The sequence below is a fragment of the Pseudovibrio sp. POLY-S9 genome (assembly GCF_001431305.1).
Taxonomy (GTDB): Bacteria; Pseudomonadota; Alphaproteobacteria; order Rhizobiales; family Stappiaceae; genus Pseudovibrio.
Genome location: NZ_LCWX01000164.1, coordinates 50,880 through 75,660 on the forward strand (window position 1 = coordinate 50,880; position 24,781 = coordinate 75,660).

The window sequence follows — 24,781 nt, forward strand, 5'->3', positions numbered from 1 at the left end:
TCAGCGCAATGGTCAGCATCAGCGCCCCGGTAATCCCCCAGCGCAGTTCATACCACACCGTAAAAAACGTAATCTCGTGCCCGATCCGCTTACCCTGCTTATAGCGACGAAACAGATAGTCCGGCAGGATCGTCACAAGCGAGCAAAGAAGAAACTCAATCATTCTGTTTCTTCCCCTTTATCGTCTTGCGCAAAGAGTTGGCGATGGTGTTAAGCGGTGTCTCATAATCCGGCAGGTTAATCGCAGCCAGCAACAGCGCTGCAATCCAGAAGTAGTTGTTGTGCGTAAACAACGCCAACACCGCCAGTAAGGCCACGATCTGCATATGCGACCGCCCATACTTGTGTGCCATCTTCTCTGGCAGGGCATGCAGGGAAAAGTAAAAGACACCCGCCAGCAACACCGCACCAATGGCGATGAAGATGGTGACCACCATCAAAACATCTGTACTGCCCGGTGCAGTGATGAAGATAGGAAGATGCCCAGCGAATTGCTCATGTTCGCCACCAGAAGCCATAGCCTGTACCGCTCGTCTCTCAGGGGTTGCATGGTGCCAGCGCAGAACGCGGACGGAATGGAGCATCTTTCATGCCCCATTCATGGTTACCCTGAGAGAAACAAATCGGGAGAAACTCGGCGAAAATGGAAGGTTTCGAGCCTTAAGGTAAAGGCCCACTAAGCGAAAACAGATGAATTGAAATCAAACCGCAGCCAGCTCTTCCCGCGCCTTCAAAAAGAGTGGCGCCAGCGCCTGCGACAACGCAAAGCTCTTCTCCGCATCTGCTTCCGTGTAGGCATGGTCCGCATCCAGCAGATTCACCGTGCCAATCACCTCGCCTGACACCACAACGGGCAAGTTCAACGTTGCGCCAAGCCCCATGGCCGCGATCTTCTCATGGTCGGGAAAGTAGTCCTTCACATCTTCAATGGTGTACCCAAGAAACGGCTTCTGCTGCACAAGCACGCGCTCATACCAGCCACCTTCTTTTTCAATCGGCTTGGTGCCAGAGGTGCCATAAGAGCCTTCCGCGCTGGAAAACAACCGCACCACATGGCTCCCGTCAGGATGCGTCACCGTAAGCGTAAACAGCTTGTATCCGGGAAACTTGGAGAACAACACGCCCGCTTTCTGCGCCGCTTCCTGCAAGCTGGAACTCTCCGTTACAGCCTGCACAAACTCAATCTGATCAACCACTTCAAATACCTGCAAATGTGAAATGCAGATACTGTAACTCCTCCGTGCTGACCATCAAGTCAGAGAAACTCAACTAAGCCTCCTTCAAAGATCAGCCACGCTTCAGCTCTTTGAGATCATTGTCGTCCGTATAGAACTTGTCGTCGATACAGCACTCGGCTCGCAAAAACTGCAAAACTTCATCCAACTGCTCAAACTGAGCAACACAGTAAAGCACCCGCCCCTCGCGCCGCTGTTTGATCAAGCCTGCAGAGGCCAAACCAGACAGATGATGCGACAGTGTTGAGCCTGGAATCTCCAGTTCTTCCTGCAATGTACCCACCGCCAGGCCTTTATAGCCAGCTTTCACAAGCCGCTTATAAATTGCAAGACGCGTTACATGTCCAAGTTCTTTCAAGGCCTTAGCAGTTTTTTCGATATCCATTTCATTCACCAGAATTTTCTATATTTCGACATTACTAGAAATATCTTGACATGAAAACCTATTATTCTATTATTTTGACAAATCCGGAAATATCGTAATAAGGATCATACCCAATGTCACTGTCCTCTGAAATGCTCATAAGCAGCCTGGAAATGTTCGCAGTGCTTGCTGTGGAACTGACGATCCTCTTTCTGGCGATCAGTTACTTCGTCGGCATCTTGCAGGAATACATTCCGCCAAGCCGCGTGCAGAAGATCCTCAGCAGTCAAAACGGCAAAGGCTATGTCACAGCAGCAGCGCTTGGCGTCATCACCCCATTCTGCTCCTGCTCCACCATCCCGTTCCTGAAAGGCCTGCTCCGTGCCCGTGCTGGCTTTGGCACCATGATGGTGTTCCTGTTTGCCAGCCCACTGCTTAACCCGATTATCATCGGCTTGTTCGCGGTGACTTTCGGTCTGGGTGTCACAGTGTTCTACTTCACCATCGCATTGGCGGTCTCCATCATCGCAGGTTACACGCTTGAAAAGCTTGGCTTCGAGAGGTTTGTGAAGCCAGAAGCCTACGCGGCCCCATCCACCTCTTCATGCAGCAGCAGCTGCGGCGGAAGCGCGCCAGTTCAAAACAAGTGGGCAAGGGTATGGAACTCAACATGGGCAGACTTCAAAAAAGTCCTGCCATACCTGATCGGCGGCATCGCCATCGGCTCAATGATTTATGGCTTCATACCAACAGATCTGGTGTCCTCATGGGCAGGTGAAAACAATCCACTCGCAATCCCTGTGGCCGCCATTATCGGCATCCCGCTCTACATCAGAGCAGAAGCCGTGATCCCGCTCACCGCAGCACTTGCAGGCAAAGGCATGGGACTGGGTGCAATCATGGCCCTCATCATCGGCAGCGCAGGTGCCAGCCTGACAGAGGTAATCTTGCTGAAATCCCTCTTCAAAAACCAGATGATCGCCGCCTTCCTCGTCGTCATCCTCGGAATGGCCGTCAGCGCAGGCGTACTCTATTCGCTGATCTTTTGACCCTAGAAACCTCAAAAACCCTGCAACTCACGCAGATCAGACCCTACTAACAATTAGGTTAGTGGGGTTTGTTTTTTCTAATCGCGGATGATCTCCAGGAAGTCAGGGCCAAACCGTTCCAGTTTGGACTCACCAACACCAGAAATCTCCAGCATCTCTTCAAGCCGCTGAGGACGTTCAACGGCCATTTCAATCAGGGTCTTATCGTTGAAGATCACATATGGCGGCACGTTTCGCTCTCGCGCCAGTTCCATCCGCCGCGCTCGAAGTTTCTCAAACAGCTCTTGGTCCGCGATATCTTCAATCTGAGCCCTAGCTGGCGTCTTAGTCCGGCGCTCCATCTTCGCAGAGTTGGCAAGCTGATCCACCTTCAGCTCAATAGTCCGGCGTTCCTTCAAGAACTCCATGCCCAGAGCCGTCATCTTCAAAGCTCCATGAGCATCATGATCAGCGTAGATCAAACCAGCAGCCAGCAGCTGCCGAGCAATCGCGTTCCACTTGATCTTGTCGAACTCACCACCAATGTTGAACGTCGACAACTGGTCATGCCCACGTGAGATGATCCGCTCACTCGCATTACCAAGCAGAACATCAATCACGTAGTTCGCCCCAAAGCTCTGCCCCGTGCGCAAGATGCAAGAGAGCAGCTTCTGCGCGGCAATGGTGCCGTCCATAGTCTTCGGCGGGTTCAAGCAGGTATCGCAGTTGCCACACGGTTCGCACTCATCCCCGAAGTAGCGCAGCAGAACAGAGCGCCGACAGGTCGCTGTCTCACAGTAAGCGAGGAAAGACCGCAGCTTCTGCCGCTCAATCTGTTTCTGGCTCTCTGGCGCTTCACTTCGGTCAATCATCTGGTTCAGGAACACAACATCCTGCATGCCATAGACCAGCCACGCCTCAGACGGCAGGCCATCACGCCCAGCGCGGCCCGTCTCCTGATAATAAGCCTCAATGTTCTTGGGAAGATCCAAATGCGCCACAAACCGCACGTTGGGCTTATCAATGCCCATCCCAAACGCGACAGTGGCCACCATGATCATGCCTTCTTCCTTGATGAAGCGATCCTGATTGGCCTCACGTACGGAACTATCGAAACCCGCATGATAAGGCAGCGCATCAAAGCCCTCATCAACCAGCCAAGCAGCCGTCTCCTCCACCTTCTTGCGCGACAGGCAGTAGATGATGCCACTTTCGCCAGCTGGCCGATCTTTCAGGAAACGCCGCAACTGCTGCTTCGGATTACTCTTGATGCCCACGGTGTAGGTGATGTTAGGCCGGTCAAACCCGGAGGAAATCAGGCGCGGTAGATCGAGACGCTCTTGAATGTCCTTCCGCGTCGGTTCATCCGCCGTTGCGGTCACTGCCAAACAAGGCACACCCTCAAGCTTCGCCCGTACATTGGTCAGCTCTCGGTACTCAGGGCGGAAGTCATGGCCCCATTGGCTGATACAGTGCGCTTCATCAATCGCCAGCAGCGCGATCAGCCCACGCTGGTTCAGCTCTTCCAGCAAACCAACAAACTCAGGCCGCACCAACCGTTCCGGCGCCACATACAGCAGATCTAGCTCCCCAGCCCGTAAATCCCGATAAGCAGCCTGAATGTCCTCACGAGAAAGCGCGGAGTTGATAGACGTCGCCCGCACGCCAAGCTCTCGCAATGTCGCAATCTGATCCTGCATCAATGCAATCAGCGGAGAAACAACAATGCCCACCCCACGACGACACAAGGCAGGCACCTGATAACACAGCGACTTACCCGCCCCCGTCGGCATCACCACACAGCAGCTCTCACCAGCCATTACGCTATCAATCACAACCTGCTGATTGCCACGAAACGCGTCATAGCCAAATACTTTTTTCAGAACATCATGTGGCGAGGCAACAATATCTTGCGTGAGTGTCATGAGCAGCAGCACTTACCTAAAGGGATTTGAAGGGCGTTTCCTAACGTCTACCCGTCTGCCCCAAGTGCGCAAGGTTTATCTGCCACTCGGGCACATAAACTTCGAGCAGCCGATCACCGATACTGCGCAGCAGAAATAAACTCGCCAAAGGTTTCACACCACACCAGCACGGTGTTGTAGGTCTCAATATCAACGCCCTCAGGCACATTCAGCAGGAAACCGTCGAAGGTTTTGACGTCGCCGATCAGGACCGAGTTGTCTTTAATCGGCAGGAACTCATCTTCGTGTTCAACGAACTCGGTGGTGAGGTAAACCTTATAATCCGGCCCCGGTGCAAGACGACCCTGATGAACGATCATCTCTGGAGAGATACTCACCTTGCCCTCACCCCAATGCAGGAAGTCACTGCCACGCTGGTCGCGGCTGAACTCCGCAGTGTACTGCGCGTTTTGAGCTTTCTGCTCCAGTACGGCCGTCTCAGGAGAATCCGGTGCAGTCAGGATAGGCAGGAAGTAGATCCCAAGCGCAAAGCCAACAACAAGCACTATGGTGTGCGAAACGAGCAATGCAACAAAACGGATCATAGGAGTTCTCTCGGTTTACAAGGTCAAAATCATTATGATCATAAAAGCGATCACATCAAAGTGTCTAGCAACCACGTATGAGGATGGCAACAAAGCTACCTCATTGTAATCAATCCCAAAATCTCAAAACACTGTGAAATACCGTGAAGAGCCCACTGTTTCCTAATCGGTGCTCATATCACCTCAAAACACCCTTCTTTCACACACAAAACATCTTTATTTTCAATAGGTTAACACTATCTACTCTAACCAAATGAGTGACCTTAGCCTGTTTATCCATGAAATATGCAGACTTAACATTCATCAAGTAGATTTACCTAAATGCTGTTTAGCCTCAGCCCTTTAACCCCCAGGACAAAAGGTCTGAATTATGAGCGAAAAAACTTTATACGAACGCCTCGGCGGCTATGACGCGATTTCTGCAGTCGTCAACAACCTCCTCCCACGCCTACAGAGCGATGAGCTGCTCGGACGCTTCTGGCAGAACCGCGGTGATGATGGGATCGCCAGAGAAAAGCAGCTCCTGATTGATTATCTGGCAAACAGCGCCGGCGGACCTTTGTATTACACAGGCCGCGACATGGTGATCACACACACTGGCATGGGCATCACCGAAGCAGATTGGGACGTATTTTTAGCCCACCTGAAAGCCACTCTGGAAGCTTTCAGCCTGCCAGAAACTGAGTTCAACGACACCGTTGGTTTCGTCAGCAGCCTGAAAGAGGAAATTCTGGTTTAACTCCCTGATTATTTTCCAGAGCATTTAAACGCGCATCCCCCGGTATCTGGCCGCTTAGTTCAGGCCGGGTGATGCTTCCTTCCGCGCAACCCAACCATTGCACATTTGACTTAGCGGCAGCTTTACCTCACAGTTTCAGAGAGTTCATTTTTCTGCCCATTGCGACACCCACAAAGTTTCATCATGCCGCTTTCATTGAGTGCCTATCTTAGTCTCGGGTTAGCTATTGCAAGCGTCCCGCTCATCACACAGCGATGGGTGCCGCTCACCTTATTCGCTCTCTCGCTGGTCCTTGCAGTCACCGCAGGCGTATTGAATGCAACCGGACTCCTGCTCGTTCTCAGCTGGGCTGTGGTCTGTGCGGTCCTCTTCCAGCAAAAGCACCCTGTCTGGCTTTATTACGTGATGGTTGGTCTGCTGTTACTGGCAGGGCATCTGGTGATGACGCATGAAGCTCCCGGCTTTCACAATCTTCAGGTCCTGTCTGGTGCAAAAACCAGCCCGGATGCTGTGCCATACTCGCTTTACCTCAATTTCGATAAGGCAGCTCTGGGCTTCCTGCTGTTTCTTTTCGCGGCACCCCGCATCCGCACAGCCAAAGACTGGCTCCGCAGCCTGCGTATAACACTGCTGTTCTTCATTCCGGCAGCGGCAGTCTTGATCGGCGCAACCTACGCCGCAGGGCTGGTGGTGTTCGACCCAAAACTGGTGCCCTTCTTACCAATCTGGATCTTTGCGAACCTGCTGTTCACCTGCGTGGCAGAAGAGGTCTTCTTTCGCCAGTTCATCATGGGCCAGCTGATGGAAAAGCTCGGTCGCAGTTTTTGGGCAGGCACCGCGGCACTCGTGATCTCCTCACTCCACTTCGCCTACTACCATCTGGATGGAGGCCTGCCTTATGCAGCCTTTGCCTTCGTCGCCGGGCTGTTCTACGGCGCCACCTTCTGGAAATCAGGTCGTGTAGAAGCCGCCATAGGCGTTCACTTCCTCGTTAACCTCACCCATATCCTCTTCTTCACCTACCCCATGTTGGCGAAGTAAGGCAGGCAACCATCCACGATACCTTTTCCGTAAGAGAATGCTGCTAATCATTGCTCTGTAACGTGCTCGCACTTCAAGGCCTCGAGCTCTCGGAACAAAGGGTGGCTGAATGTCCAGATCGCAAACGAGGCTAACACCACGTTCAATCATCGCTGCAACGAGTGGAAACGTTCTGGAATGGTACGACTTCACCGTTTACAGCTTCCTCACAGCGACAATTGCCACCCAGTTTTTCCCGCTAGAAAACAGAGTAGCTTCACTGCTTTCCGCATTCGCTGTGCTGGCTGTCGGATATGCAGCGCGCCCTATCGGCAGTGTAATCTTTGGCCATATTGGAGACCGTGTGGGCCGAAAGACGGCCATGATGATCTCCGTCCTGCTGATGGGCGGAGGCTCTCTCGCGATTGCCGTGCTACCCACATATGATCAAATTGAGATCGCCGCAGCCATACTTCTGGTCTTGGTGAGGATTGTTCAGGGCATTGCCGTGGCCGGAGAATACACAGCCTCTGGCGTCCTCCTGGTGGAACAAGCAGAGCCGGAACGCCGGGCATTAACAGGAGCATGGATTGCATGCGCCATGATATCCGGCTGCCTCGTCGGCTCGGCTGTTCCAGCCGGCATCAGCCTCCTTCTTTCTGCCGAACAGATGGCGGATTGGGGATGGCGTCTGGCTTTTGGTTTCGGCACGCTGGTCGCAATTTTCAGCGCAGTCATCAGGCGAAACATCACCGATACAGTGCTGGACGAAGACCCAGCAGATAACTCATCACCTGTCTGGCAAAGCCTGCGGGATCATTCTGGTTTGATCGGGCAAATGATTTTGCTGCTCATTCCAACCGCTGTGATTTACTTTGTAATTTACGTCTATGCAGTCTCGTATTTAAGCGCGGAGCCAGGCTTTGGCGCATCCACGGCTCTCAATGTCACAACACTCAACCTGATTGTCATGGCTCTGTTTATTCCGGTTTGCGGACTAGCTGCGGACCGGTTTGGGTTACGGCCAGCTTTTCTCGCTGGGGCATTGGCAACCTTCATCCTCGCAGGCCCCTGCTGGTGGCTTATGCTCCAGGAGGACATCACATCCGTTTTTCTTGGGCAGTTCGGTCTCACCTTAACAAGCACAGTCGGGTGGGCGCTCTCCATCACAGCCCTCACCCTAATGGCACCGGACCACCTGCGCTGCAGCGTTGTCGCGCTCGGATACAATCTAAGCATGGCCCTCTTCGGCGGCACCACCCCAATCGTCGCCACATATCTGGTAACCCAGACCGGCAAGGACTACGCCCCCGTCTACTACATCCTCATTGCAGTCCTCATCTCCCTCCCAATCATCTGGCGTCTGCCCAAACTGATCGCCACAACACGGCTGCAAAACGCTTTGGCATAACGTTCAGCACCTCGTGTTTAAGCGAGCCCTCTAATGCAAAAAGTAATGTGTTAAGCTGAAAATACGCTGCTCATCAAAAGGATACTTTCTCCTATTTGATAGGAAGATAGACATCTCCGTTACGCGTACATTACCATCACTGTAATGACCGTTGAGCCCCCCTCATAAAGGCCAGCATAAACAACATCTCAGTGCGGAGCGCGCGCTGATACGATCCAATGGGAGATTCCGCATGACACAACGCACTTCACCAAACATGGGCGAGTTCCTGCATCTACGTGGTCAGAACCTGTCTAAGGGTGAACCGATTGCGTTACCTCTGGTACAAAGCTCAATGTACCATCTTCCAGGGTTACCGGAGGATTTCCCAAACTATGGTCGTGTCAGCAACCCGACATGGACCCAGCTTGAACATGCGCTCGCTCATCTCGAAGCAGCGCCTTGCCTTTGCTTTCCGTCCGGAATGGCTGCAATTTCTGCGGCTCTTTTCGCAACGCTCAAAGCGGGAGATCGGCTACTGGTCCCGGCAGATGGGTATTATGTAACCCGCATCCTCTCCAGCCAGTTTCTGGCTAAGTTCGGCGTTGAAGTCGTTGAGCGCGACACCGCTGAGTTTACCACGGGCGGCTTTGATGGCTTTAACGTTGTGTTTCTGGAAACACCCTCAAATCCGGGCCTCGACCTGCTGGATCTAACAGCAATTGCGTCTGCTGTACGCGCCGCAGGTGGTATCACAATTTGCGACAACACAACCCTGACACCACTTGGTCAGCGTCCATTAGATTTTGGTGTAGACCTTGTCGTCTCCTCAGACACTAAATCCATGGCAGGCCATTCCGACGCCCTGATGGGTCATGTCGCCAGCCGAAACGCTGAGATCCTAAAGGCTGTTGAAGAGTGGCGAAAGTTTTCCGGCTGCATCCCCGGCCCGCAAGAAGCATGGCTGTTGCATCGAGGCCTCGAGACGCTGGATGTGCGCTATGATCGGATGTGTACGTCTGCAGCTCTGCTCGCAGAGCGTTTTGCAAATCATCCAGCCATAAAGTCTATTCGTTTTCCGGGTTTGGAAACGGACCCAGCCCACGCATTGGCCAAAGCACAGCAAACACGGTTTGGGTTCCTGATCTCCCTCACGCTTGAAACAGAAGCCCAGGCTGAACAGTTCATCAATTCATGCACCCTCTTGCGCCCTGCCACCTCATTTGGCGGCGTTCACAGCTCAGCAGAACGCCGCGCCCGCTGGGGAGACGCAGTAGATCCCGCCTTCATCCGCTTATCCGTGGGATGTGAGCCGGTGGAAGAGCTTTGGCAGGCCTTTTCAGAAGCCCTGGAGCAGGTCTCTTAAGAGACAACTGAAATGAGGCTGGTACCCATCACGGATAAGCCTTTTGCTGTCCAAATGTCATCTATCCTTCGCTGTCAAACGAGTAGCCGAAAACGGCAGCGAAGGAACCTCCAAAAGGTCTCTTGCTCTAGGCATCGCATCCGTTAGAAGTCAGGTAACTCGAAATCCTAGTGCTCTCCGGATTTGTCCTTCTATCCGCCAGCATACCTAGCTTCTTAAATCGAATTTCGATGGCACTTTTTGAAACCTCAAAATACGCTTCTAAACCCGATAAGAGCAGCAAATAATCCCGCAGATTTGTTGGCTGATCGTCTACATAAATGTAGCCGTGCCCCCTGTCTCTTATATCGATATGTCGTCGTAGTTCTTCAGTTTTAGTTTTAAATTCACTCTCTGGAAGAAGTAGTTCTGCTGCAAACTTGTTTGCCTGAAATTCAAGTCGTTCGTAGCGAAAACTATCATCTGACACTTTATCTAGTAGTAGATCGTTAGCGATGATGCTTTCTGAGCGGAGAAAACGACCATGGTCCAAACAGAAATGTCCTAGCTCATGGCCGATAGTAAATCGTTTCTGTCTTTCATTCTCATGAAAGTTGATCTCAATTGTTTTTCGGTCGAAGTTCGCAGAGCCTAAGATCGGACTGCCGGTCTCATCTCTTATATTTCGTTCAGTAAGTGAAAGATCGATGGATAACCTTTCGCAAATTTTGGCGAGGTCAACCGCTCCTCCCACATGCTCACACCGCTCCAAAACAGCCTTGGTAGAAGCCTTAATTGCTTCATCAGAGAGGTAAGGAACCGATATCCCCGAATTAGCAATTACGTGATCACCATCAACTTCTTGATCGGAGTCTAAGAAACTCAGAAGTTGGCTGAATGAACTAAAATACTTTCCGTCGTGATATGCTGAAAATTTCAAAGACTTAGTGTGACGTGCATCTTTGAAGATTTGTGACTTTAAATAACTTTTGTCGGTCCAAGAACGTCCTTTACGATCAGCAACAATTTCAATCCCATGCTTATCGTACTTTGCGATCCCCATTTTCCGTTTTCTGGCGATCTTTTCTGCTCCCGATTGCAAGCGAGACGATGAAACGAGAATTCCTTTAGCTGAATGCCCAAACACAGTTGATAACTTATCTGAGAAGTCTCTAACATAAAGCTCTGGGACAGAGCTTTTATAGTTTTTGCATTCAAAAACTATATACATGTGCGGCTCAACTCTTCCCTCTCCACGAAGCTCTATAACAACGTCAAACTCGACATCTTCTCCGCGATCACTACACGGATAAGACTTCTTTTTGAAAATCTCACAAAGCTCGGGATGGTTTAAACCATAAACCAACTCCCTCTTATCTTTCTGGTCAAGAAGATACCGATAGAAATCGTCTTCGAGTTTGTCGCCTTTTTCTACAGAACTCGTCATCTGCCACCTACTCTAAGCAATTTATGTGAGCAATATTTCAATTGCGGATGGTTCGAGCAAGTTCAGTTTTTCAAAACTTTGCGATCCTCACTCCACCACGCGCAGGTGCTTCTTCTTCTCAAGCACCTTCAGCACGTTGGCTAGGTCGTGGCCGCGTTTGAGGATCATGCCGCCGGTGCCAACGACGCAGTAGGCGCCTTGTTTACGGGCAAGCTTGGGGTCTTTTTCAATACGGTAGAGCGGCATTTCGCTGGCACGGCGGAAAATGGCAAAAATCGCCTTGTCTGTTCCGTGGCCGATGGCGTAATCACGCCACTCGCCGCTGGCAACCATGCGTCCGTACAGCCTGAGGATCTGATCGAGTTCCGTTCGATGAAAAGCAACTATCGGTTTCGGGAGGTTCGGTTTTTGTTGAACGGCTGCGCTGTTGGCGCCACCATCAAGAGAGCGAACGCTCCCGGACACTATTGCAATATCATCCCCTTCACTCATGAAGGCCTCCTGCGTTCAGATCCTGTGGTTGGGCATCCCGGAGAAAGCAGAATATCGGCTCTCGCATCGTGGATGCGCCGAGGCAATCTGGTTGAGCACGCAGCGTGAATTTGAAAATCCGCAACGCACGCTAAACCATCGGCAACCCCATTTTACCACATAATCCGTCCATCCTGCGGCAAAGCCTGAAAGAACGCAAGAGAACCTCCTTTTGCTGCCCGGCAAAGGACCCTTGAGAATTCAGAGTACACGCTAAAATTGTCACAGTAGTTTCTCTATTTCGCCCCAATTGGGTCATTGAGGAGCCACGAATGCCAGCCAAATTATCGTTGTTGCCCAAGCAGGTTCGGTTCTGTGGAGCTGTGGTGAAGACTCTCACCCCTACCCCCCGTTGACCCACTCGTCACAGTGCTGAAGGAGAACCGAACCGCTTCCCCCTACAACTTATCGCTGCGATAAACCGTTGGCTCTTAATCAGTGAGACCAAGGGACAGGCCACCACCCCCAAGTAGTTTCGGTTGGCTGGTACAATCCCATATTCCGGCCAAAAGCCCCGCAGCATCCCGCGCCAGCTTATTGGCATTCTTGGTCGCACGCGCATCCACGTAGCCGATGTGACAGGTCTTACCCTGTCCCAGCTGAGTGATCACCAGCACCTGCCCGCGATAATACCCATCAGCATCCGCTTTCACATCCCCAGCAACATCAGCAGGCATACCTATAGCCCATCGCAAGATGGTCGCTATTGGCTCACCATCCTTCAGTACCCACTCAATCGTCGTGTCAAGTGAACTCCAAGAGCCCAAACTTTGACTAACGGCTGGCTCCTCCTCCGCCATGTCGCCAAAACTAACGAAGTATTTCAGATCATGTACAGCCACATATACCGGTATATCCTTGTACCCTCGACATTTCCATGCAAGAGAGCCGAAGCTAGATTCCCCAATGCGCGCAATTACGCAGGTCTCCTTTAAGTCCAGCTTGGAATAAACACTCTCAGCCGAAGCCTGACTGCACATAAAAATTCCGGTCATGGCAACAATGAGGAACTGAAGATTCTTCAACATTAAGCACCCACTTATCCCAGAGTTATTCGTCAGGAATTACTTGAACGAATTACGCAAGCTCGACTGCGAAATATATCTTGCAACAGGCCGATGCCCCTGTAATACAGGCAGCAAATGAAATTGGAGTATACATAAATGCGTATCGATCGTATTCCTGTCGGTAAGAACCCACCTGAGGACGTCAATGTCATTATTGAAGTTCCAGTTGGCGGTGAGCCGATCAAATACGAGATGGAAAAAGAATCCGGCGCAATGTACGTCGATCGCTTCCTCTACACCCCTATGCGTTACCCAGGCAACTACGGCTTCGTTCCACACACCCTCTGCGGTGATGGCGATCCAATCGACGTAGTTGTTGTGAACCAGCGCCCAATCGTTCCAGGCGCCGTCATGAGCTGCCGTCCGATCGGCGTTCTGGTCATGGAAGACGAGTCCGGTCAGGATGAGAAAATCATTGCCGTCCCAAGCAGCAAGCTGACCCGTCGTTACGAATCCGTACACAACATCGAAGACCTGCCTGAAATCACCATCAAGCAGATTGAGCACTTCTTCGAGCACTACAAAGATCTTGAGCCAAACAAATGGGTGAAGATCACCGGCATTCACGGTGCGGACGAAGCAAAGCGTCTCATCGTAGAAAGCATCGAACGTTACAACAAAGAAGAAGGCTAACCCCTTCTCTTTGTGACTGACACAAAAAAGCCCGGAGCTGCGTAGAGCCCCGGGCTTTTTTCATATCAAAACAAAGCGCTGAAACCTCAGCTCTTGCGAGGAAGCACCAGACCGCACAGCGTAATGAAGACCATCACTGTGGCATAAATCGCATTCAATCCGGCAAACGAAAGACCAAAGATGCGGAACTGTGCAACGGAGCAGCTCACAACCTTGGTTGTCGCAAGGCTCTGCAGCATGTTGGAAGCAGATCCCAGCTCCATGCTGCCACCAGCGGCACAATCATTCGGCCCAAGCCAGAGTTCCCACTCTGCGCCAGCCTGATAGATGCCAACACCGCCGCCATACAGAAAACCACCAGCCGCACCCAGCAGTGCCAGCACAGAAACCCAGCGCAGCTTCTCGGTCCGGGTAAAGATCAGCGCCAGAATACCCAGCACCAGACCAGCGTAGTACGGATTACGCTGAATGAGACACAGCGGGCATGGCTTGAAACCACCAATAAGCTCAAAACCCCAAGCGGTTGCCAACGCTGTGGCACTACCCAGTGTCACCAGCGCAGCACCAGAGGTGAGCGGATCTTTCAGAAGCAGCGCAAAAAAGCGTCCTAGCATTTCCAGTTAACCTCTCCTGCGCATTCCCGAGGCTCCAAACCAGCACTCCAAAGAACACGCGCCACAAAACAGATTAAAGCAACTGTCCCATTCTCAAAGAAACGACAGCCGCTTTAAAGAAACTTGATCAGAGCGAAACCACCAACCAGCAGCACCACAAACACAGTGAACACCAGCCCCAGCCGCTTTTCGATGAAATCCCGAATTGCTGGTCCAAACAGGTACAAAAGCCCTGCGACCGCAAAAAACCGAATTCCACGAGAGACGATGCTCGCCGCAATGAATACTGGGAGATTCAGAGCAAAAACACCACTCGCAATAGTTATTACTTTGTACGGAAATGGCGTCAAACCAGCGATAAACACAAACCACCAGCCCCAGTCCTCAAAGATTTGCTTAAACTGGTCAAACTTATCCATGTAACCGTAAAACGCGAGGATCGGTTTCGCCACTTCCTCAAACAAGACGGCACCAATGAGATACCCCAGCAAACCACCCAGAACAGAAGCCACAGTACACAGCGCGGCATAAAACCAGGATCGCTGACGTTTGCTCACACACATCGGGATGAGAAGCAGGTCAGGCGGAAGCGGAAAGACAGAGCTTTCCACAAAGGCGACAGCGCTCAGCGCATGGGGTGCACGTGGTCCCGCAGCAAGGGAAAGTGTCCAGTCATAAAGGCGACGCAACATAAGTCAGCGATGCTCCAAACAATCATTCATTCAAGCAAAGAATATGGTTCATTTCGCAATGCGGTAACATTCAATAACAGCCCCACGCTGGAGTCCTACCTCAATCATCAGCAGCAATCACAGGATTATGGCCGGAAATATGACCTCACCACCCTTATCCCCCGTAAATATATATAAGTATAGGCTGACAAATGCTGTGGTTAGCTGAATCAAAATATTGACGTCGCACCCCATCTCGATATATTCCGCCCTTACCAACCGTTGCCCCCGTGGCGGAACTGGTAGACGCGCCGGATTCAAAATCCGGTTTCTTCGGAAGTGCCAGTTCGAGTCTGGCCGGGGGCACCACTCTTCTCTTCCCCAAAATTTAAGCGCTTTTATCCAACGCCACACATGCGTCTTGAGCTCTCTGCGAAGCTCACGCCAGCGGGTGATGGTCTTCTACCAGCTTCTGCAGGCGCTCTTCCAACACGTGGGTATAAATCTGCGTTGTTGAGATGTCCGCATGCCCAAGCAGTTGTTGCACCACGCGCAGGTCAGCGCCGTTCTGCAACAGGTGCGAGGCGAAGGCATGGCGGAGCACGTGCGGAGAAACCTTGTTGCGGTCAATATCCGCTTCCAACGCAAGCGCTTTCAAGTCCCGCCCAAATGCCTGACGCGTAAAGTGCCCGCTCTCACCGTGAGAGGGAAACAGCCAAACACTGTCCGCATAAGCCCCTAAAGATGCACGCAGCCGCACATACTCAACCATGGCCTTCTGTGAGCGGGGAGACAGCGGAACAGCCCGTTCCTTACCGCCCTTTCCTTTCACGGTGATAAGACGGCTGTCACGAATAGCCGCTGACACTGGTAGGGAAACAAGTTCGGAAACACGCAGACCCGTCGCATAAAGCACTTCCAGCAATGTATAGACACGCGCAGCTCTGATCTGCTTTGCATCACTATCATGCGTGATAGTAGCCAACTGCTCTGCTTTGCCGATCAACCGATCCACCTCTTCCTCACTCAACACACCGGGAAGAGTTGAGGCTTTACGCGGAGAAGCAACGGTTCGGGTTGGATCATCATCACGAATATCCTCGGCATAACAGAACTGGTAGAACTGCCGAAGAGCCGAAAGACGCCGCGCCTGAGAGGAGGCCGCAAACCCGCGGTCAGTAAGGTCAGAGAGGTAGGCACGGACATCCGTGACCTGCACAGCAAGCAGATCCACACCTTGCGTACTCAGGAAACTATCAAAATCTTCCAGGTCAGTTCGGTAGCTTTCCAACGTATTGAACGCACTGACGCGCTCAACGCTTAACATTTCAAAAAAGCGTTCAGTCTCAAGAGTTCGACGCATAAAAAGCCTATTCGAAGCCTTCCTTTTGGATTTCGACGATAATTTCACGTGGCTCCGGCTCAACGTAGCTGACAAGCAGATACATGCTCAGCACAGCGCCAGTAACGATCAAACCTATGATAGACAGCAATCGCATCAATGTTGGCATGGCAGAACCGGATGCTCCCGTATAAATCTGGATACCCCTAAATCACCCGCAGATGGTGGGGTGTAGCAGTATACTTCACAATCAAAAATAGACCGTTTCACTGTGAAGGTTCAACCCGAAGGCACCCAGTGTACCGCGTATTTTGCGATATCCTCCAGGCCTGTGAAGGGGCACCTACGGTTTCTGTAGAAAATTAGCAGTTAAATGCTGGCAAACACTCTTGGTCTAGAACCTTGACAGGACAAGGTGTGATAATGTCAAAGCGTAAGTAAGAGTAGATGAATCGGCGAGGGCGTGGCGTGACTGCAAACGACACAAAGTCAGACAAAAAACGTCAACGACAGCAAGATATTTTGAAGCGCCTCGGCACTAAGCCAATTGTACTTGTTGGCATTATGGGCTGTGGCAAATCCACAGTAGGTCGCCGTTTGGCTCAATATCTCGCTCTCAATTTTATTGATGCAGACTCAGAGATTGAAAAAGCAGCAGATCGTTCTATCTCAGAGATATTCGCTGAACACGGTGAAAGCTATTTCCGGCAAGGTGAAAAGCGTGTCATTGCACGCCTGTTAGACGAAGGACCACAAGTCCTCGCAACAGGTGGCGGTGCCTTCATCAATGAAGAGACACGCTCCCGCATCAAGGAAAAGGGCATCTCCATCTGGATGAAGGCTGAGCTGTCTGTCATCATGACCCGCGTGCGCAAGCGCCCTACCCGGCCATTGCTGCAAACTGCGGATCCTGAGGCAACCATGCAAAAGCTGATGGATGAGCGCTATCCGATCTATGAAGAAGCGGACATGGCAATCTGGTCGCGTGATGTGACCCATGAAGCAGTTATGGAAGAAATCCTGATCGCTCTGGAAAAAGGACTACCGCCTCTCTCTGATGAGGCATCTGAAAATAACGAGGTTGGAAAGTGACAGAAGAAAATAACGCCACGCTCGTCAATGTTGACCTGGGCGACCGTAGCTATCCAATCCTCATTGGCCGCAACCTGATCAAACGCGCTGGAGAAGAAGTCTCCACCCGCCTCCCAGGTGCCAAAACAGTCATCATCACAGATGAGACCGTCAAGAAACTCCACTTGAAGGCACTGGAAGAAAGTTTCCAGTCCGCAGGTGTTGAGTTCAGCACACTTGTCGTGCCTGCAGGCGAAAAAACCAAACGGTTCGAAATCTTCGAGCGCCTCTGCGATGATATTCTCGCCCTGCGCCTCGAGCGCGGCGATGCTGTTGTCGCCTTAGGTGGCGGCGTTGTTGGCGATCTTTCCGGTTTCGTCTCCGGTGTCGTTCGCCGTGGCATGAAGTTCGTTCAGATCCCGACCACCCTGCTCGCTCAGGTCGACAGCTCTGTCGGCGGCAAAACCGGCATCAACTCCCGCCATGGCAAAAACCTGCTCGGTGTGTTTCATCAGCCTGCTTTGGTACTGGCAGATACATCCGTTCTGGATACGCTCAGCCCGCGTGATTTCCGCGCTGGCTATGCAGAAGTTGCCAAATACGGCCTGATCAATGATCCGGACTTCTTCGAATGGCTGGAAGCCAATTGGGAAGGTATCTTCGCTGGCGGGCCTGAACGAGAACACGCAGTCGCCCATTCCTGTCGCGCCAAAGCAGCTGTTGTTGCTGCAGACGAGCTGGAATCAGGCAACCGCGCACTGCTCAATCTCGGTCACACCTTCGGCCATTCGCTGGAAGGTGCTGTTGCCTATGAGACTGAACGACTGGTGCACGGAGAAGGCGTTTCCATCGGCATGGTATTAGCCCATGAGTTTTCTGAGCAACTTGGCCTGTGCCCGGCGGAAGACACCAAACGTGTCATCACGCATTTGGAAGCCGTCGGCCTGCCAACGCGTATTGATCAGATCCCCGGTCAGCTGCCACCAATCGACACTTTTATGGACTTGATTGCACAGGACAAAAAAGTAAGTCGTGGTCAGCTCACTTTTATCCTTACAAAAGGCATCGGCACTTCCTATGTCGATAAAACTGTAAGCGCGGAACCCCTCCGCGCGTTTCTTGAGGAGAAACTCGGCAAATGACGGACTACGCTTTCTGGGCTTCCGTTGTCGCTATTGTAATTTTGCTCGTTCTTTCGGGCTTTTTTTCCGGGTCGGAGACTGCCCTGACAGCAGCATCACGCGCCCGTATGCATGCGCTGGTCAAATCCGGTAATAAAAGAGCGCTTATTGTTGCAAGACTGATCGAGTTCAGAGAGCGCCTCATCGGCGCACTGCTGCTCGGCAACAACCTTGTCAACATTCTGGCCTCTGCACTCGCAACATCCTTGTTCCTGAAGCTCTTCGGAGACGCAGGCGTCGCCTACGCAACGCTGGTCATGACTCTTCTGGTCCTGATCTTCTCTGAAGTGCTGCCAAAAACATGGGCGATCGCAAACGCAGAAAAATTCGCACTCAGCGTTGCACCTGTTGTTCGCGTGCTGGTGATTGTCTTTGGACCGATCGTTGCCGCCATCGAGGTAATTGTACGCCTCGTCCTGCGCATCTTCGGCATTCGCATTGATGATTCCACAGCCGTCCTGTCAGCACACGAAGAGCTGCGCGGCACACTGGACCTTCAGCATAAAGAAGGCGGTCTGATCAAAGCGGATAAAGACCGTATTGGCGGCCTGCTGGATCTGGTTGAGCTTGAAGTGTCTGACGTGATGGTTCATCGCACCAAGCTGTTCGCACTCAATGCCGACCTGCCACCGGAAGAGCTGGTGGAAGAAGTGCTGGCCAGCCCGTTCACCCGTATTCCGCTATGGCGTGATGATCCCGACAATATGGTCGGCCTGCTCCACGCCAAGGATGTTCTGCGCGCAATCGCAAACCTCAAAGGCGATATGGAGAAGTTCGAGCTGGATAAGGTTATGAGCCCGCTTTGGTTCGTACCGGACACCACCAGCCTTCAGAACCAGCTCAACGCCTTCCTGAAGCGCAAAACCCACTTTGCTCTCGTGGTAGACGAGTACGGCGAAGTGATGGGCCTCGTCACGCTGGAAGACATTCTGGAAGAGATCGTCGGTGAGATCGCAGACGAACACGACATCGAACTGCCCGGCCTCAAACCACAGGCAGACGGTTCCGTGATCGTCGAAGGCTCAGTTCCGATTCGCGACCTCAACAGAGCGACCGATTGGAACCTGCCAGACGACGAAGCGACAACCATCGCCGGTCTCGTTATTCACGAAGCAAAAATGATCCCCGAGGAACGTCAGATCTTCACCTTCCACGGATTCCGCTTCACAGTCCTGAGCCGGGAAAAGAACCGCATCACGCGCTTGCGCATGATGGCGCTCAGCCCGCTTCAGGATGCGAAAAAAGCCAGCAAATAAAAATGGGCCCAGCCGGGCCCATTTCCTTTTCTGCAGTCCCTTAAAGAACGCAAAATTATCGGAAAACGCTCAAATCAACGCACATAACAACGCAAACGGGTAAAACACGAGCGCCTGCAACGTACTAGCCATTTGCCGCATTGATTTAGCTGTGCCAATGTACCAATTACTGTAAGAACCAATTACGTGTGAGATTTGGCTTCAATGGCAAGCGCGTGAATGCCTCCGGCGATCTCTTCAGCCACGCATTCGTTTACTGCACGATGCATAGCGACGCGGGACATACCCTCAAAGGCTGTGGATATGATCTTGATCCGGAAGTGGGTTTGCCCACCCTCGCGCCAGCCGCCGTGACCGCGGTGACTCTCGGATTCGTCGGTGACTTCAAGAAGCTGCGGCTTAAACGCGGCTTCCAGTTTAGTGATCATGATGTCTCTTGTGCTCATGTTTTCTATATCTCTCACGTAGGAAACCGTCGTCAAGGCCTTGCCTAACAGGGTCACTTTTTTCTATTTATGTCGGCTACCTGCTTTATGGCAGGTGCTAACCCAATCGCAAGGCAACTGAAAACCGAAAAATGAAGCAAGCATCCTCCATTTTCGACAGCATTCGCGTAAAACCCGGCAAAGAACGCACCACAAGCTCAAAAGGCCCAAAGTGCGAATGGGACGGTTGCGACCAGCCCGGCACCCATAAAGCACCGAAAGGTCGCGATCGGGAAGGCCAGTACTTTCATTTTTGCGTAGACCACGTAAAGGCCTACAACAAATCGTATAATTATTTTTCCGGCATGGACGATGACAGTGTTCGCAGCTACCAGCGCGATAGCATGACAGGACATCGCCCCACCTGGAAAATGGGCGTAAACTCGCAGGCAGACGCCGCGAATGCCCGCGATGGAAGCCGTACAAACATCGGTGGCGAAGACGTCAACGACCCGCACAACATCTTCGCTGGCGCCACCGGAGCACGCAGCCAACCTCAGGAACCGCAACGTAAGGTGCTGGCACTTGAGAAAAGGTCATTTGAAACATTGAACCTTCGGGTAACCGCCCGTGGCGCCGAGATAAAAACTCGCTATAAAGAGCTGGTAAAGATTCATCACCCTGATGCCAATGGTGGCGACCGCTCTTCGGAAGACCGCTTGCGCGAGATTATTCAGGCCTACAACGTGCTCAAGAAATCCGGTTATTGCTAGGTCATACGTTTGACCAGTTCCTGGATCTCTTAGAATTTTTTAGATTTTCATTACCCCGATTTCGACGTGGGGCCGCGGAGGAAAAATGATAGATACGATGCAAACCGCTCAAACCCTACCGACCGAAACAATTTCTGTACGTGAAGTATTTGGCATCGACAGCGACATGGAAGTGCAAGCCTTCGCTGAAGCAAACGAACATGTTCCTGATATCGATCCAGACTATCTGTTTGATCGCGCAACAACTCTCGCAATCCTGGCAGGTTTCGCAAAGAACCGCCGTGTGATGGTCTCCGGCTACCACGGGACAGGTAAATCAACTCACATCGAGCAAGTCGCAGCCCGCCTGAACTGGCCTTGTGTGCGCGTAAACCTCGACAGCCACATCTCTCGTATCGACCTTGTTGGTAAAGATGCAATTGTTGTGAAAGACGGCCACACCGTCACCGAGTTCAAGGACGGCATCCTTCCTTGGGCCCTTCAAAACAATGTCGCGCTTGTCTTCGATGAGTACGACGCAGGCCGTCCAGACGTGATGTTCGTGATCCAGCGTGTTCTTGAGGTTTCCGGGCGCTTGACCCTCCTCGATCAGAACCGCGTGATCAATCCACACCCGGCATTCCGCCTGTTCGCAACCGCGAACACCGTCGGTCTTGGCGATACATCCGGCCTCTACCATGGTACGCAGCAGATCAACCAGGGCCAGATGGACCGCTGGTCTATCGTCACCACGCTGAACTATCTGCCTCATGACAATGAGGTCGAGATCGTTCTGGCGAAGTCTCCACACTACAGTGGCGCAGAAGGTCGCTCTATCGTCTCCAAGATGGTTCGTGTCGCAGACATGACCCGTAGCGCTTTCATGAACGGCGAGCTCTCCACTGTGATGAGCCCACGTACGGTGATCACATGGTCAGAAAACGCTGAAATCTTTGGCGATATCGGTTTCTCATTCCGCCTGACCTTCCTGAACAAGTGTGACGATACCGAGCAAGCGCTGGTCTCTGAGTTCTACCAGCGTTGTTTCGGGGAAGACCTTCCTGAATCAGCGGCAAACATCGTCATGAGTTAAGGGCAGTTACATGGCAGGTACTAGCAACTCCTCAGCCAAGAACAAACCTGCCAGCCAGCCATTCAAGCAAGCGATGGGCTCTACAGTCAGAGCCATCGCCGGCGAGCCTGAGCTGGAGGTTGTTTTTTCACCGGATAAACCGGGAATGACCAGCGGACGCATCCGTCTGCCGGAACCTTCCCGCACGATGACAAAGGAAGAAGTCGCCGTTACTCGCGGTTTGGGTGACTCCATGGCTCTGCGCCTTGCTTGTCATGATCCAGCTGTTCACACCAAGCACATTCCTCAAGGCGAAAACGCACGCGCTATCTTCAACTCGGTCGAACAAGCCCGCGTTGAAGCTCTCGGTGCCGTCCGTATGCCAGGCGCTGGCGACAACATCGACGCCATGCTTGAGGATCGTTACTTCAAAGCCAACTTCGCAGAAGTCACCACCAAAGACGAAGCTCCGATGCAGGATGCCATCGCTTTGTTAGTACGCGAACGTCTGACGGGCCGCGAGATCCCCAAAAGTGCACAGCGCATGGTGGACCTCTGGAGACCCTTCGTTGAAGAAAAAGCTGATCATGATCTGAACAAACTCGTCACCCGTATGGATGACCAGATCGCGTTCGCCAAGCAGATGCGTGATCTTCTCACCTCACTCGATATGGCTGATGAGCTGGGAGAAGAACCAGAGGACGACGACGAGAACAACGACGAAAGCCAGCAGGACCAGGATGATCGCTCTGATAACTCTGGTGACATGCAGGAAGATCAGGGTGAGCAAGAAGGCGCTCCTGAAGAGATGGAACTTTCCGGCGAAGAGCAGGAAAGCGGCGAAACCGAAGGCGTCGACAGCGAGATGCAGGATATGTCCGAAGAGGATATGTCCGATCAGGCTGAAGAGCCGGGCGAACAGGAACGCCGGGATCATCCCTTCAGCAATCAGCCGTCTGCTGATGCCTATCACATCTTCACACAAGCTTTCGACGAGATCATTGCAGCAGAAGACCTCTGCGATCAGGAAGAGCTGGATCGTCTCCGCGGCTTCCTCGATAAGCAGCTGGCCTCTCTGTCTGGTGCGGTGTCCCGACTAGCCAACCGCCTGCAGCGAAAGCTGATGGCGCAGCAAAGCCGGTCATGGGACTTCGATCTGGAAGAAGGCATCATCGATAGTGCCCGCCTCCATCGCGTGGTCATAGATCCACTGCAGCCGCTTGCGTTCAAATGGGAAAACGACACCGAATTCCGCGATACCGTAGTCACTCTGGTGATCGACAATTCCGGCTCCATGCGCGGTCGTCCGATCACCGTGGCAGCCACATGTGCCGACATTCTGGCACGTACACTTGAGCGTTGCGGCGTGAAGGTGGAGATCCTCGGATTTACCACCAAAGCGTGGAAAGGCGGCCAATCTCGTGAAGCTTGGCTCAAGGATGGCAAACCGTCTAATCCGGGACGTTTGAACGATCTACGCCACATCATCTACAAATCCGCAGATGCCCCTTGGCGCCGCGCCAAACGCAATCTCGGCCTGATGATGCGCGAAGGCTTGCTTAAGGAAAACATCGACGGAGAGGCTTTAGACTGGGCACACAAGCGTTTGCTTGCACGTCCGGAACGCCGCCGCATCCTGATGATGATCTCCGATGGTGCGCCGGTAGATGACTGCACACTTTCAGTGAACCCAGGCAATTATCTGGAGAAACATCTGCGCAGCGTGATTGCTGAGATCGAAAACAGATCGCCGGTCGAGCTGATCGCAATTGGTATCGGCCACGACGTGACCCGCTACTATAAACGTGCAGTGACAATCGTGGATGCAGAAGAACTGGCTGGCGCGATGACTGATCAGCTTGCTGATTTGTTTGATGAAAACAGCGGTCAGGATCGCGGTAGACGTCACGGACGCCGATGAAATTAACACGACGCATTTTGCTAACAGGAGCAGCGGCAGCGGTAACAACCGCAGTCGCTGCTTCTTTGCCTTTCAGCGAGAGCACCGCACAGCAGAGCGGCTTTCAGCCAATGAAAGTCCGCTCCAAGGAAATCAACCGCTTCAAGTTCTCTGGTACCCGAGCAGAGCAATACGGCCCCCTCATGTTTCTTGGCGGCCTGGAACTAAGCAGCTCAAACGGTCGCTTCGGCGGCTATTCCGGCTTGCTGACGCTCAACAGTGGCTCAGACATCATTGCTGTCTCAGATCGCGGCCACTGGCTGCGCGGCGAACTATCCCAGACCAGCCGAGGAAAGCCTCTCAAGCTGCTGGGCGCGGAAACCGCAACCCTGCTGGATAGCAAGGGCAGAAATCTCAAACGCACCTACAGGGCCGACACAGAAGGTCTGAGCATTGGCGGCTCAGCCAACACACCTCGCATTTTCGTCAGCCATGAAGGAAAAGGCGGGATCATGACATACCCGCTTAACCTGAAAACAGGCGAAGAACGCGCCAAGCACCTGTTGATTCCCAAAGAGATCAGAGGCTTGGCAAAGAACAAGAGCCTTGAATCTGTTGCCGTTGCCCCTCCCAATTCTCCACTCTCCGGCGCGATCATAACGATCGCCGAACGCGGGAAGTCTCTGAAGCACAACAGGCCAGCGTGGATCATCGGCGGCCCGCGCCCGGGGAAATTCTGGATAGGAAAACAAGGCAACTACGATGTTACGGATGCTGCCTTCCTTCCCAATGGCGATCTCTTGATCCTGGAGCGTTTGTTCAACCTCTCAGAAGGCCTTGGGATGCGCATCAGGCAGTTGGATGGCTCCAACCTGCGGCCAGACCATCTCCATACAGGCAAAACGCTCCTGACCGCTGATTTCAGTTATCAGATTGATAATATGGAAGCTCTGAGCGTTCACATGAACGCTTTTGGAGAGACAGTCCTGTCCCTCATGTCAGATGATAACCGCTCATTCCTACAGCGCACCTTGCTGCTGCGCTTTATCCTGACGGACAACGAACCTTTCAGAGAGCCATTCGTTCGCGCACCCAAAGAGGCAAAGATCGTCCCAGCGCCAAAACCGAAGCCTCGGTAAACGACAACTGTCTTTGTGAGCTGCACCCACATTCAGTCTCAAAAACAAAA

The 24,781-nt window shown here is 52.4% G+C and carries 26 protein-coding genes, 1 tRNA gene and 1 pseudogene; 14 read left to right on the plus strand and 14 right to left on the minus strand.

The genetic code is table 11. The features are described from left to right. The 4 genes and pseudogenes from PPL9_RS34240 to PPL9_RS15260 all read right to left on the minus strand — a co-directional run. Nucleotides 1-163, minus strand: a pseudogene (locus PPL9_RS34240) (HlyD family secretion protein); the annotation flags it as partial. Further along, on the minus strand, nucleotides 156-584 hold the full coding sequence (locus PPL9_RS15250; RefSeq protein ID WP_208980968.1) for a hypothetical protein: 429 nt from the start codon (nucleotides 582-584) through the stop codon (nucleotides 156-158). The pseudogene PPL9_RS34240 and the gene PPL9_RS15250, both read right to left, overlap by 8 nt. 117 nt (nucleotides 585-701) lie before the next feature. Continuing rightward, nucleotides 702-1,196, minus strand: coding sequence for a GAF domain-containing protein (locus PPL9_RS15255; RefSeq protein WP_208986350.1), 495 nt, complete (start codon nucleotides 1,194-1,196; stop codon nucleotides 702-704). Between the two features lie 91 nt (nucleotides 1,197-1,287). Continuing rightward, the gene (locus PPL9_RS15260) at nucleotides 1,288-1,620 is read right to left on the minus strand and encodes a metalloregulator ArsR/SmtB family transcription factor (protein ID WP_057463494.1); all 333 of its coding nucleotides are present in this window, start codon (nucleotides 1,618-1,620) and stop codon (nucleotides 1,288-1,290) included. Between the two features lie 113 nt (nucleotides 1,621-1,733). On the opposite strand from PPL9_RS15260, the gene PPL9_RS15265 reads away from it, so the two are divergent. Next, on the plus strand, nucleotides 1,734-2,648 hold the full coding sequence (locus PPL9_RS15265) for a permease (protein WP_057463495.1): 915 nt from the start codon (nucleotides 1,734-1,736) through the stop codon (nucleotides 2,646-2,648). A gap of 77 nt (nucleotides 2,649-2,725) precedes the next feature. Here the strand turns inward: PPL9_RS15265 and recQ are convergent, their stop codons facing one another. Both recQ and PPL9_RS15275 read right to left on the minus strand, forming a co-directional pair. After that, entirely contained in the window at nucleotides 2,726-4,552 is a 1,827-nt protein-coding gene (recQ, locus tag PPL9_RS15270) for a DNA helicase RecQ (protein ID WP_208989393.1), read from the minus strand. Between the two features lie 113 nt (nucleotides 4,553-4,665). Next, entirely contained in the window at nucleotides 4,666-5,136 is a 471-nt protein-coding gene (locus PPL9_RS15275) for a DM13 domain-containing protein (protein ID WP_057463497.1), read from the minus strand. Between the two features lie 370 nt (nucleotides 5,137-5,506). Between PPL9_RS15275 and PPL9_RS15280 the strand changes: the two genes are divergently transcribed. The 4 genes from PPL9_RS15280 to PPL9_RS15295 all read left to right on the plus strand — a co-directional run bounded on the left by PPL9_RS15280 (nucleotide 5,507) and on the right by PPL9_RS15295 (nucleotide 9,651). Then, complete coding sequence (locus PPL9_RS15280) at nucleotides 5,507-5,875, plus strand: group 1 truncated hemoglobin (protein WP_057463498.1); 369 nt, start codon at nucleotides 5,507-5,509, stop codon at nucleotides 5,873-5,875. Between the two features lie 183 nt (nucleotides 5,876-6,058). After that, a complete protein-coding gene (locus tag PPL9_RS15285; protein WP_057463499.1) occupies nucleotides 6,059-6,916 on the plus strand; it encodes a CPBP family intramembrane glutamic endopeptidase in 858 nt (285 codons plus the stop codon). 109 nt (nucleotides 6,917-7,025) lie between these two features. Further along, complete coding sequence (locus PPL9_RS15290; protein ID WP_057463500.1) at nucleotides 7,026-8,306, plus strand: MFS transporter; 1,281 nt, start codon at nucleotides 7,026-7,028, stop codon at nucleotides 8,304-8,306. A gap of 232 nt (nucleotides 8,307-8,538) precedes the next feature. Continuing rightward, entirely contained in the window at nucleotides 8,539-9,651 is a 1,113-nt protein-coding gene (locus tag PPL9_RS15295) for a cystathionine gamma-lyase (protein WP_057463501.1), read from the plus strand. Between the two features lie 127 nt (nucleotides 9,652-9,778). Here the strand turns inward: PPL9_RS15295 and PPL9_RS15300 are convergent, their stop codons facing one another. From PPL9_RS15300 to PPL9_RS15310, 3 genes are all read right to left on the minus strand, one after another. Beyond that, on the minus strand, nucleotides 9,779-11,077 hold the full coding sequence (locus tag PPL9_RS15300) for an ImmA/IrrE family metallo-endopeptidase (protein ID WP_057463502.1): 1,299 nt from the start codon (nucleotides 11,075-11,077) through the stop codon (nucleotides 9,779-9,781). 87 nt (nucleotides 11,078-11,164) lie between these two features. Next, nucleotides 11,165-11,569: a DUF2794 domain-containing protein gene (locus tag PPL9_RS15305; RefSeq protein ID WP_057463503.1), complete on the minus strand. Its 405-nt coding sequence runs from the start codon at nucleotides 11,567-11,569 to the stop codon at nucleotides 11,165-11,167. Between the two features lie 470 nt (nucleotides 11,570-12,039). Further along, nucleotides 12,040-12,636: a hypothetical protein gene (locus tag PPL9_RS15310; protein WP_057463504.1), complete on the minus strand. Its 597-nt coding sequence runs from the start codon at nucleotides 12,634-12,636 to the stop codon at nucleotides 12,040-12,042. A 135-nt stretch (nucleotides 12,637-12,771) separates the two neighbouring features. Here PPL9_RS15310 and ppa point away from each other — a divergent pair, with 135 nt between their 5' ends. Beyond that, nucleotides 12,772-13,308: an inorganic diphosphatase gene (ppa, locus tag PPL9_RS15315; protein WP_057463505.1), complete on the plus strand. Its 537-nt coding sequence runs from the start codon at nucleotides 12,772-12,774 to the stop codon at nucleotides 13,306-13,308. A gap of 86 nt (nucleotides 13,309-13,394) precedes the next feature. Here the strand turns inward: ppa and PPL9_RS15320 are convergent, their stop codons facing one another. Both PPL9_RS15320 and PPL9_RS15325 read right to left on the minus strand, forming a co-directional pair. Further along, complete coding sequence (locus tag PPL9_RS15320) at nucleotides 13,395-13,922, minus strand: disulfide bond formation protein B (protein WP_057463506.1); 528 nt, start codon at nucleotides 13,920-13,922, stop codon at nucleotides 13,395-13,397. Between the two features lie 113 nt (nucleotides 13,923-14,035). Next, nucleotides 14,036-14,614, minus strand: coding sequence for a VTT domain-containing protein (locus tag PPL9_RS15325; protein WP_057463507.1), 579 nt, complete (start codon nucleotides 14,612-14,614; stop codon nucleotides 14,036-14,038). A gap of 263 nt (nucleotides 14,615-14,877) precedes the next feature. Here PPL9_RS15325 and PPL9_RS15330 point away from each other — a divergent pair. Continuing rightward, nucleotides 14,878-14,962, plus strand: a tRNA-Leu gene (locus tag PPL9_RS15330). Between the two features lie 70 nt (nucleotides 14,963-15,032). On the opposite strand, the gene PPL9_RS15335 is transcribed toward PPL9_RS15330, so the two are convergent. Next, a complete protein-coding gene (locus tag PPL9_RS15335) occupies nucleotides 15,033-15,956 on the minus strand; it encodes a site-specific tyrosine recombinase XerD (protein ID WP_057463508.1) in 924 nt (307 codons plus the stop codon). A gap of 7 nt (nucleotides 15,957-15,963) precedes the next feature. Then, nucleotides 15,964-16,104 carry a hypothetical protein gene (locus tag PPL9_RS32805; protein ID WP_167550253.1) on the minus strand — a complete coding sequence of 47 codons (141 nt, stop codon included), beginning with the start codon at nucleotides 16,102-16,104 and terminating at the stop codon, nucleotides 15,964-15,966. 299 nt (nucleotides 16,105-16,403) lie between these two features. Here PPL9_RS32805 and PPL9_RS15340 point away from each other — a divergent pair, with 299 nt between their 5' ends. From PPL9_RS15340 to PPL9_RS15350, 3 genes are read left to right on the plus strand one after another with little or no spacing between them, the layout of a single operon-like run. Continuing rightward, nucleotides 16,404-17,027 carry a shikimate kinase gene (locus PPL9_RS15340; protein WP_057463564.1) on the plus strand — a complete coding sequence of 208 codons (624 nt, stop codon included), beginning with the start codon at nucleotides 16,404-16,406 and terminating at the stop codon, nucleotides 17,025-17,027. After that, entirely contained in the window at nucleotides 17,024-18,148 is a 1,125-nt protein-coding gene (gene aroB / locus PPL9_RS15345; RefSeq protein WP_057463509.1) for a 3-dehydroquinate synthase, read from the plus strand. The genes PPL9_RS15340 and aroB overlap by 4 nt, the downstream gene beginning before the upstream one ends. After that, the gene (locus PPL9_RS15350) at nucleotides 18,145-19,443 is read left to right on the plus strand and encodes an HlyC/CorC family transporter (protein ID WP_057463510.1); all 1,299 of its coding nucleotides are present in this window, start codon (nucleotides 18,145-18,147) and stop codon (nucleotides 19,441-19,443) included. Before aroB ends, PPL9_RS15350 begins: the two co-directional genes overlap by 4 nt. 182 nt (nucleotides 19,444-19,625) lie before the next feature. Here PPL9_RS15350 and PPL9_RS15355 read toward each other — a convergent pair whose 3' ends face one another. After that, nucleotides 19,626-19,889, minus strand: a complete 264-nt coding sequence (locus PPL9_RS15355) for a BolA family protein (protein WP_057463511.1) — start codon at nucleotides 19,887-19,889, stop codon at nucleotides 19,626-19,628. Nucleotides 19,890-20,020: 131 nt separating this feature from the next. Here PPL9_RS15355 and PPL9_RS15360 point away from each other — a divergent pair, with 131 nt between their 5' ends. From PPL9_RS15360 to PPL9_RS15375, 4 genes are all read left to right on the plus strand, one after another. Next, nucleotides 20,021-20,641 (plus strand): DnaJ domain-containing protein, encoded by a 621-nt coding sequence (locus PPL9_RS15360; RefSeq protein ID WP_057463512.1) that lies wholly within the window; start codon nucleotides 20,021-20,023, stop codon nucleotides 20,639-20,641. Nucleotides 20,642-20,726: 85 nt separating this feature from the next. After that, on the plus strand, nucleotides 20,727-21,713 hold the full coding sequence (gene cobS, locus PPL9_RS15365) for a cobaltochelatase subunit CobS (RefSeq protein WP_057463513.1): 987 nt from the start codon (nucleotides 20,727-20,729) through the stop codon (nucleotides 21,711-21,713). Nucleotides 21,714-21,723: 10 nt separating this feature from the next. After that, complete coding sequence (gene cobT / locus PPL9_RS15370) at nucleotides 21,724-23,613, plus strand: cobaltochelatase subunit CobT (protein WP_057463514.1); 1,890 nt, start codon at nucleotides 21,724-21,726, stop codon at nucleotides 23,611-23,613. After that, complete coding sequence (locus PPL9_RS15375; RefSeq protein WP_057463515.1) at nucleotides 23,610-24,731, plus strand: esterase-like activity of phytase family protein; 1,122 nt, start codon at nucleotides 23,610-23,612, stop codon at nucleotides 24,729-24,731. The genes cobT and PPL9_RS15375 overlap by 4 nt, the downstream gene beginning before the upstream one ends. Nucleotides 24,732-24,781: the final 50 nt, after the last annotated feature.

Coding starts and splice junctions, on each gene's coding strand:
- cobS (WP_057463513.1), top strand. CDS start 20,727: ATGATAGATACGATGCAAACCGCTCAAACCCTACCGACCGAAACAATT.
- PPL9_RS15295 (WP_057463501.1), top strand. CDS start 8,539: ATGACACAACGCACTTCACCAAACATGGGCGAGTTCCTGCATCTACGT.
- PPL9_RS15290 (WP_057463500.1), top strand. CDS start 7,026: ATGTCCAGATCGCAAACGAGGCTAACACCACGTTCAATCATCGCTGCA.
- PPL9_RS15280 (WP_057463498.1), top strand. CDS start 5,507: ATGAGCGAAAAAACTTTATACGAACGCCTCGGCGGCTATGACGCGATT.
- PPL9_RS15320 (WP_057463506.1), bottom strand. CDS start 13,922: ATGCTAGGACGCTTTTTTGCGCTGCTTCTGAAAGATCCGCTCACCTCT.
- PPL9_RS15310 (WP_057463504.1), bottom strand. CDS start 12,636: ATGTTGAAGAATCTTCAGTTCCTCATTGTTGCCATGACCGGAATTTTT.
- PPL9_RS15335 (WP_057463508.1), bottom strand. CDS start 15,956: ATGCGTCGAACTCTTGAGACTGAACGCTTTTTTGAAATGTTAAGCGTT.
- PPL9_RS15375 (WP_057463515.1), top strand. CDS start 23,610: ATGAAATTAACACGACGCATTTTGCTAACAGGAGCAGCGGCAGCGGTA.
- PPL9_RS15355 (WP_057463511.1), bottom strand. CDS start 19,889: ATGAGCACAAGAGACATCATGATCACTAAACTGGAAGCCGCGTTTAAG.
- PPL9_RS15275 (WP_057463497.1), bottom strand. CDS start 5,136: ATGATCCGTTTTGTTGCATTGCTCGTTTCGCACACCATAGTGCTTGTT.
- PPL9_RS15265 (WP_057463495.1), top strand. CDS start 1,734: ATGTCACTGTCCTCTGAAATGCTCATAAGCAGCCTGGAAATGTTCGCA.
- PPL9_RS15260 (WP_057463494.1), bottom strand. CDS start 1,620: ATGGATATCGAAAAAACTGCTAAGGCCTTGAAAGAACTTGGACATGTA.
- cobT (WP_057463514.1), top strand. CDS start 21,724: ATGGCAGGTACTAGCAACTCCTCAGCCAAGAACAAACCTGCCAGCCAG.
- PPL9_RS15285 (WP_057463499.1), top strand. CDS start 6,059: ATGCCGCTTTCATTGAGTGCCTATCTTAGTCTCGGGTTAGCTATTGCA.
- PPL9_RS32805 (WP_167550253.1), bottom strand. CDS start 16,104: ATGCCAACATTGATGCGATTGCTGTCTATCATAGGTTTGATCGTTACT.
- PPL9_RS15350 (WP_057463510.1), top strand. CDS start 18,145: ATGACGGACTACGCTTTCTGGGCTTCCGTTGTCGCTATTGTAATTTTG.
- PPL9_RS15305 (WP_057463503.1), bottom strand. CDS start 11,569: ATGAGTGAAGGGGATGATATTGCAATAGTGTCCGGGAGCGTTCGCTCT.
- PPL9_RS15360 (WP_057463512.1), top strand. CDS start 20,021: ATGAAGCAAGCATCCTCCATTTTCGACAGCATTCGCGTAAAACCCGGC.
- PPL9_RS15325 (WP_057463507.1), bottom strand. CDS start 14,614: ATGTTGCGTCGCCTTTATGACTGGACACTTTCCCTTGCTGCGGGACCA.
- recQ (WP_208989393.1), bottom strand. CDS start 4,552: ATGACACTCACGCAAGATATTGTTGCCTCGCCACATGATGTTCTGAAA.
- PPL9_RS15300 (WP_057463502.1), bottom strand. CDS start 11,077: ATGACGAGTTCTGTAGAAAAAGGCGACAAACTCGAAGACGATTTCTAT.
- PPL9_RS15250 (WP_208980968.1), bottom strand. CDS start 584: ATGCTCCATTCCGTCCGCGTTCTGCGCTGGCACCATGCAACCCCTGAG.
- ppa (WP_057463505.1), top strand. CDS start 12,772: ATGCGTATCGATCGTATTCCTGTCGGTAAGAACCCACCTGAGGACGTC.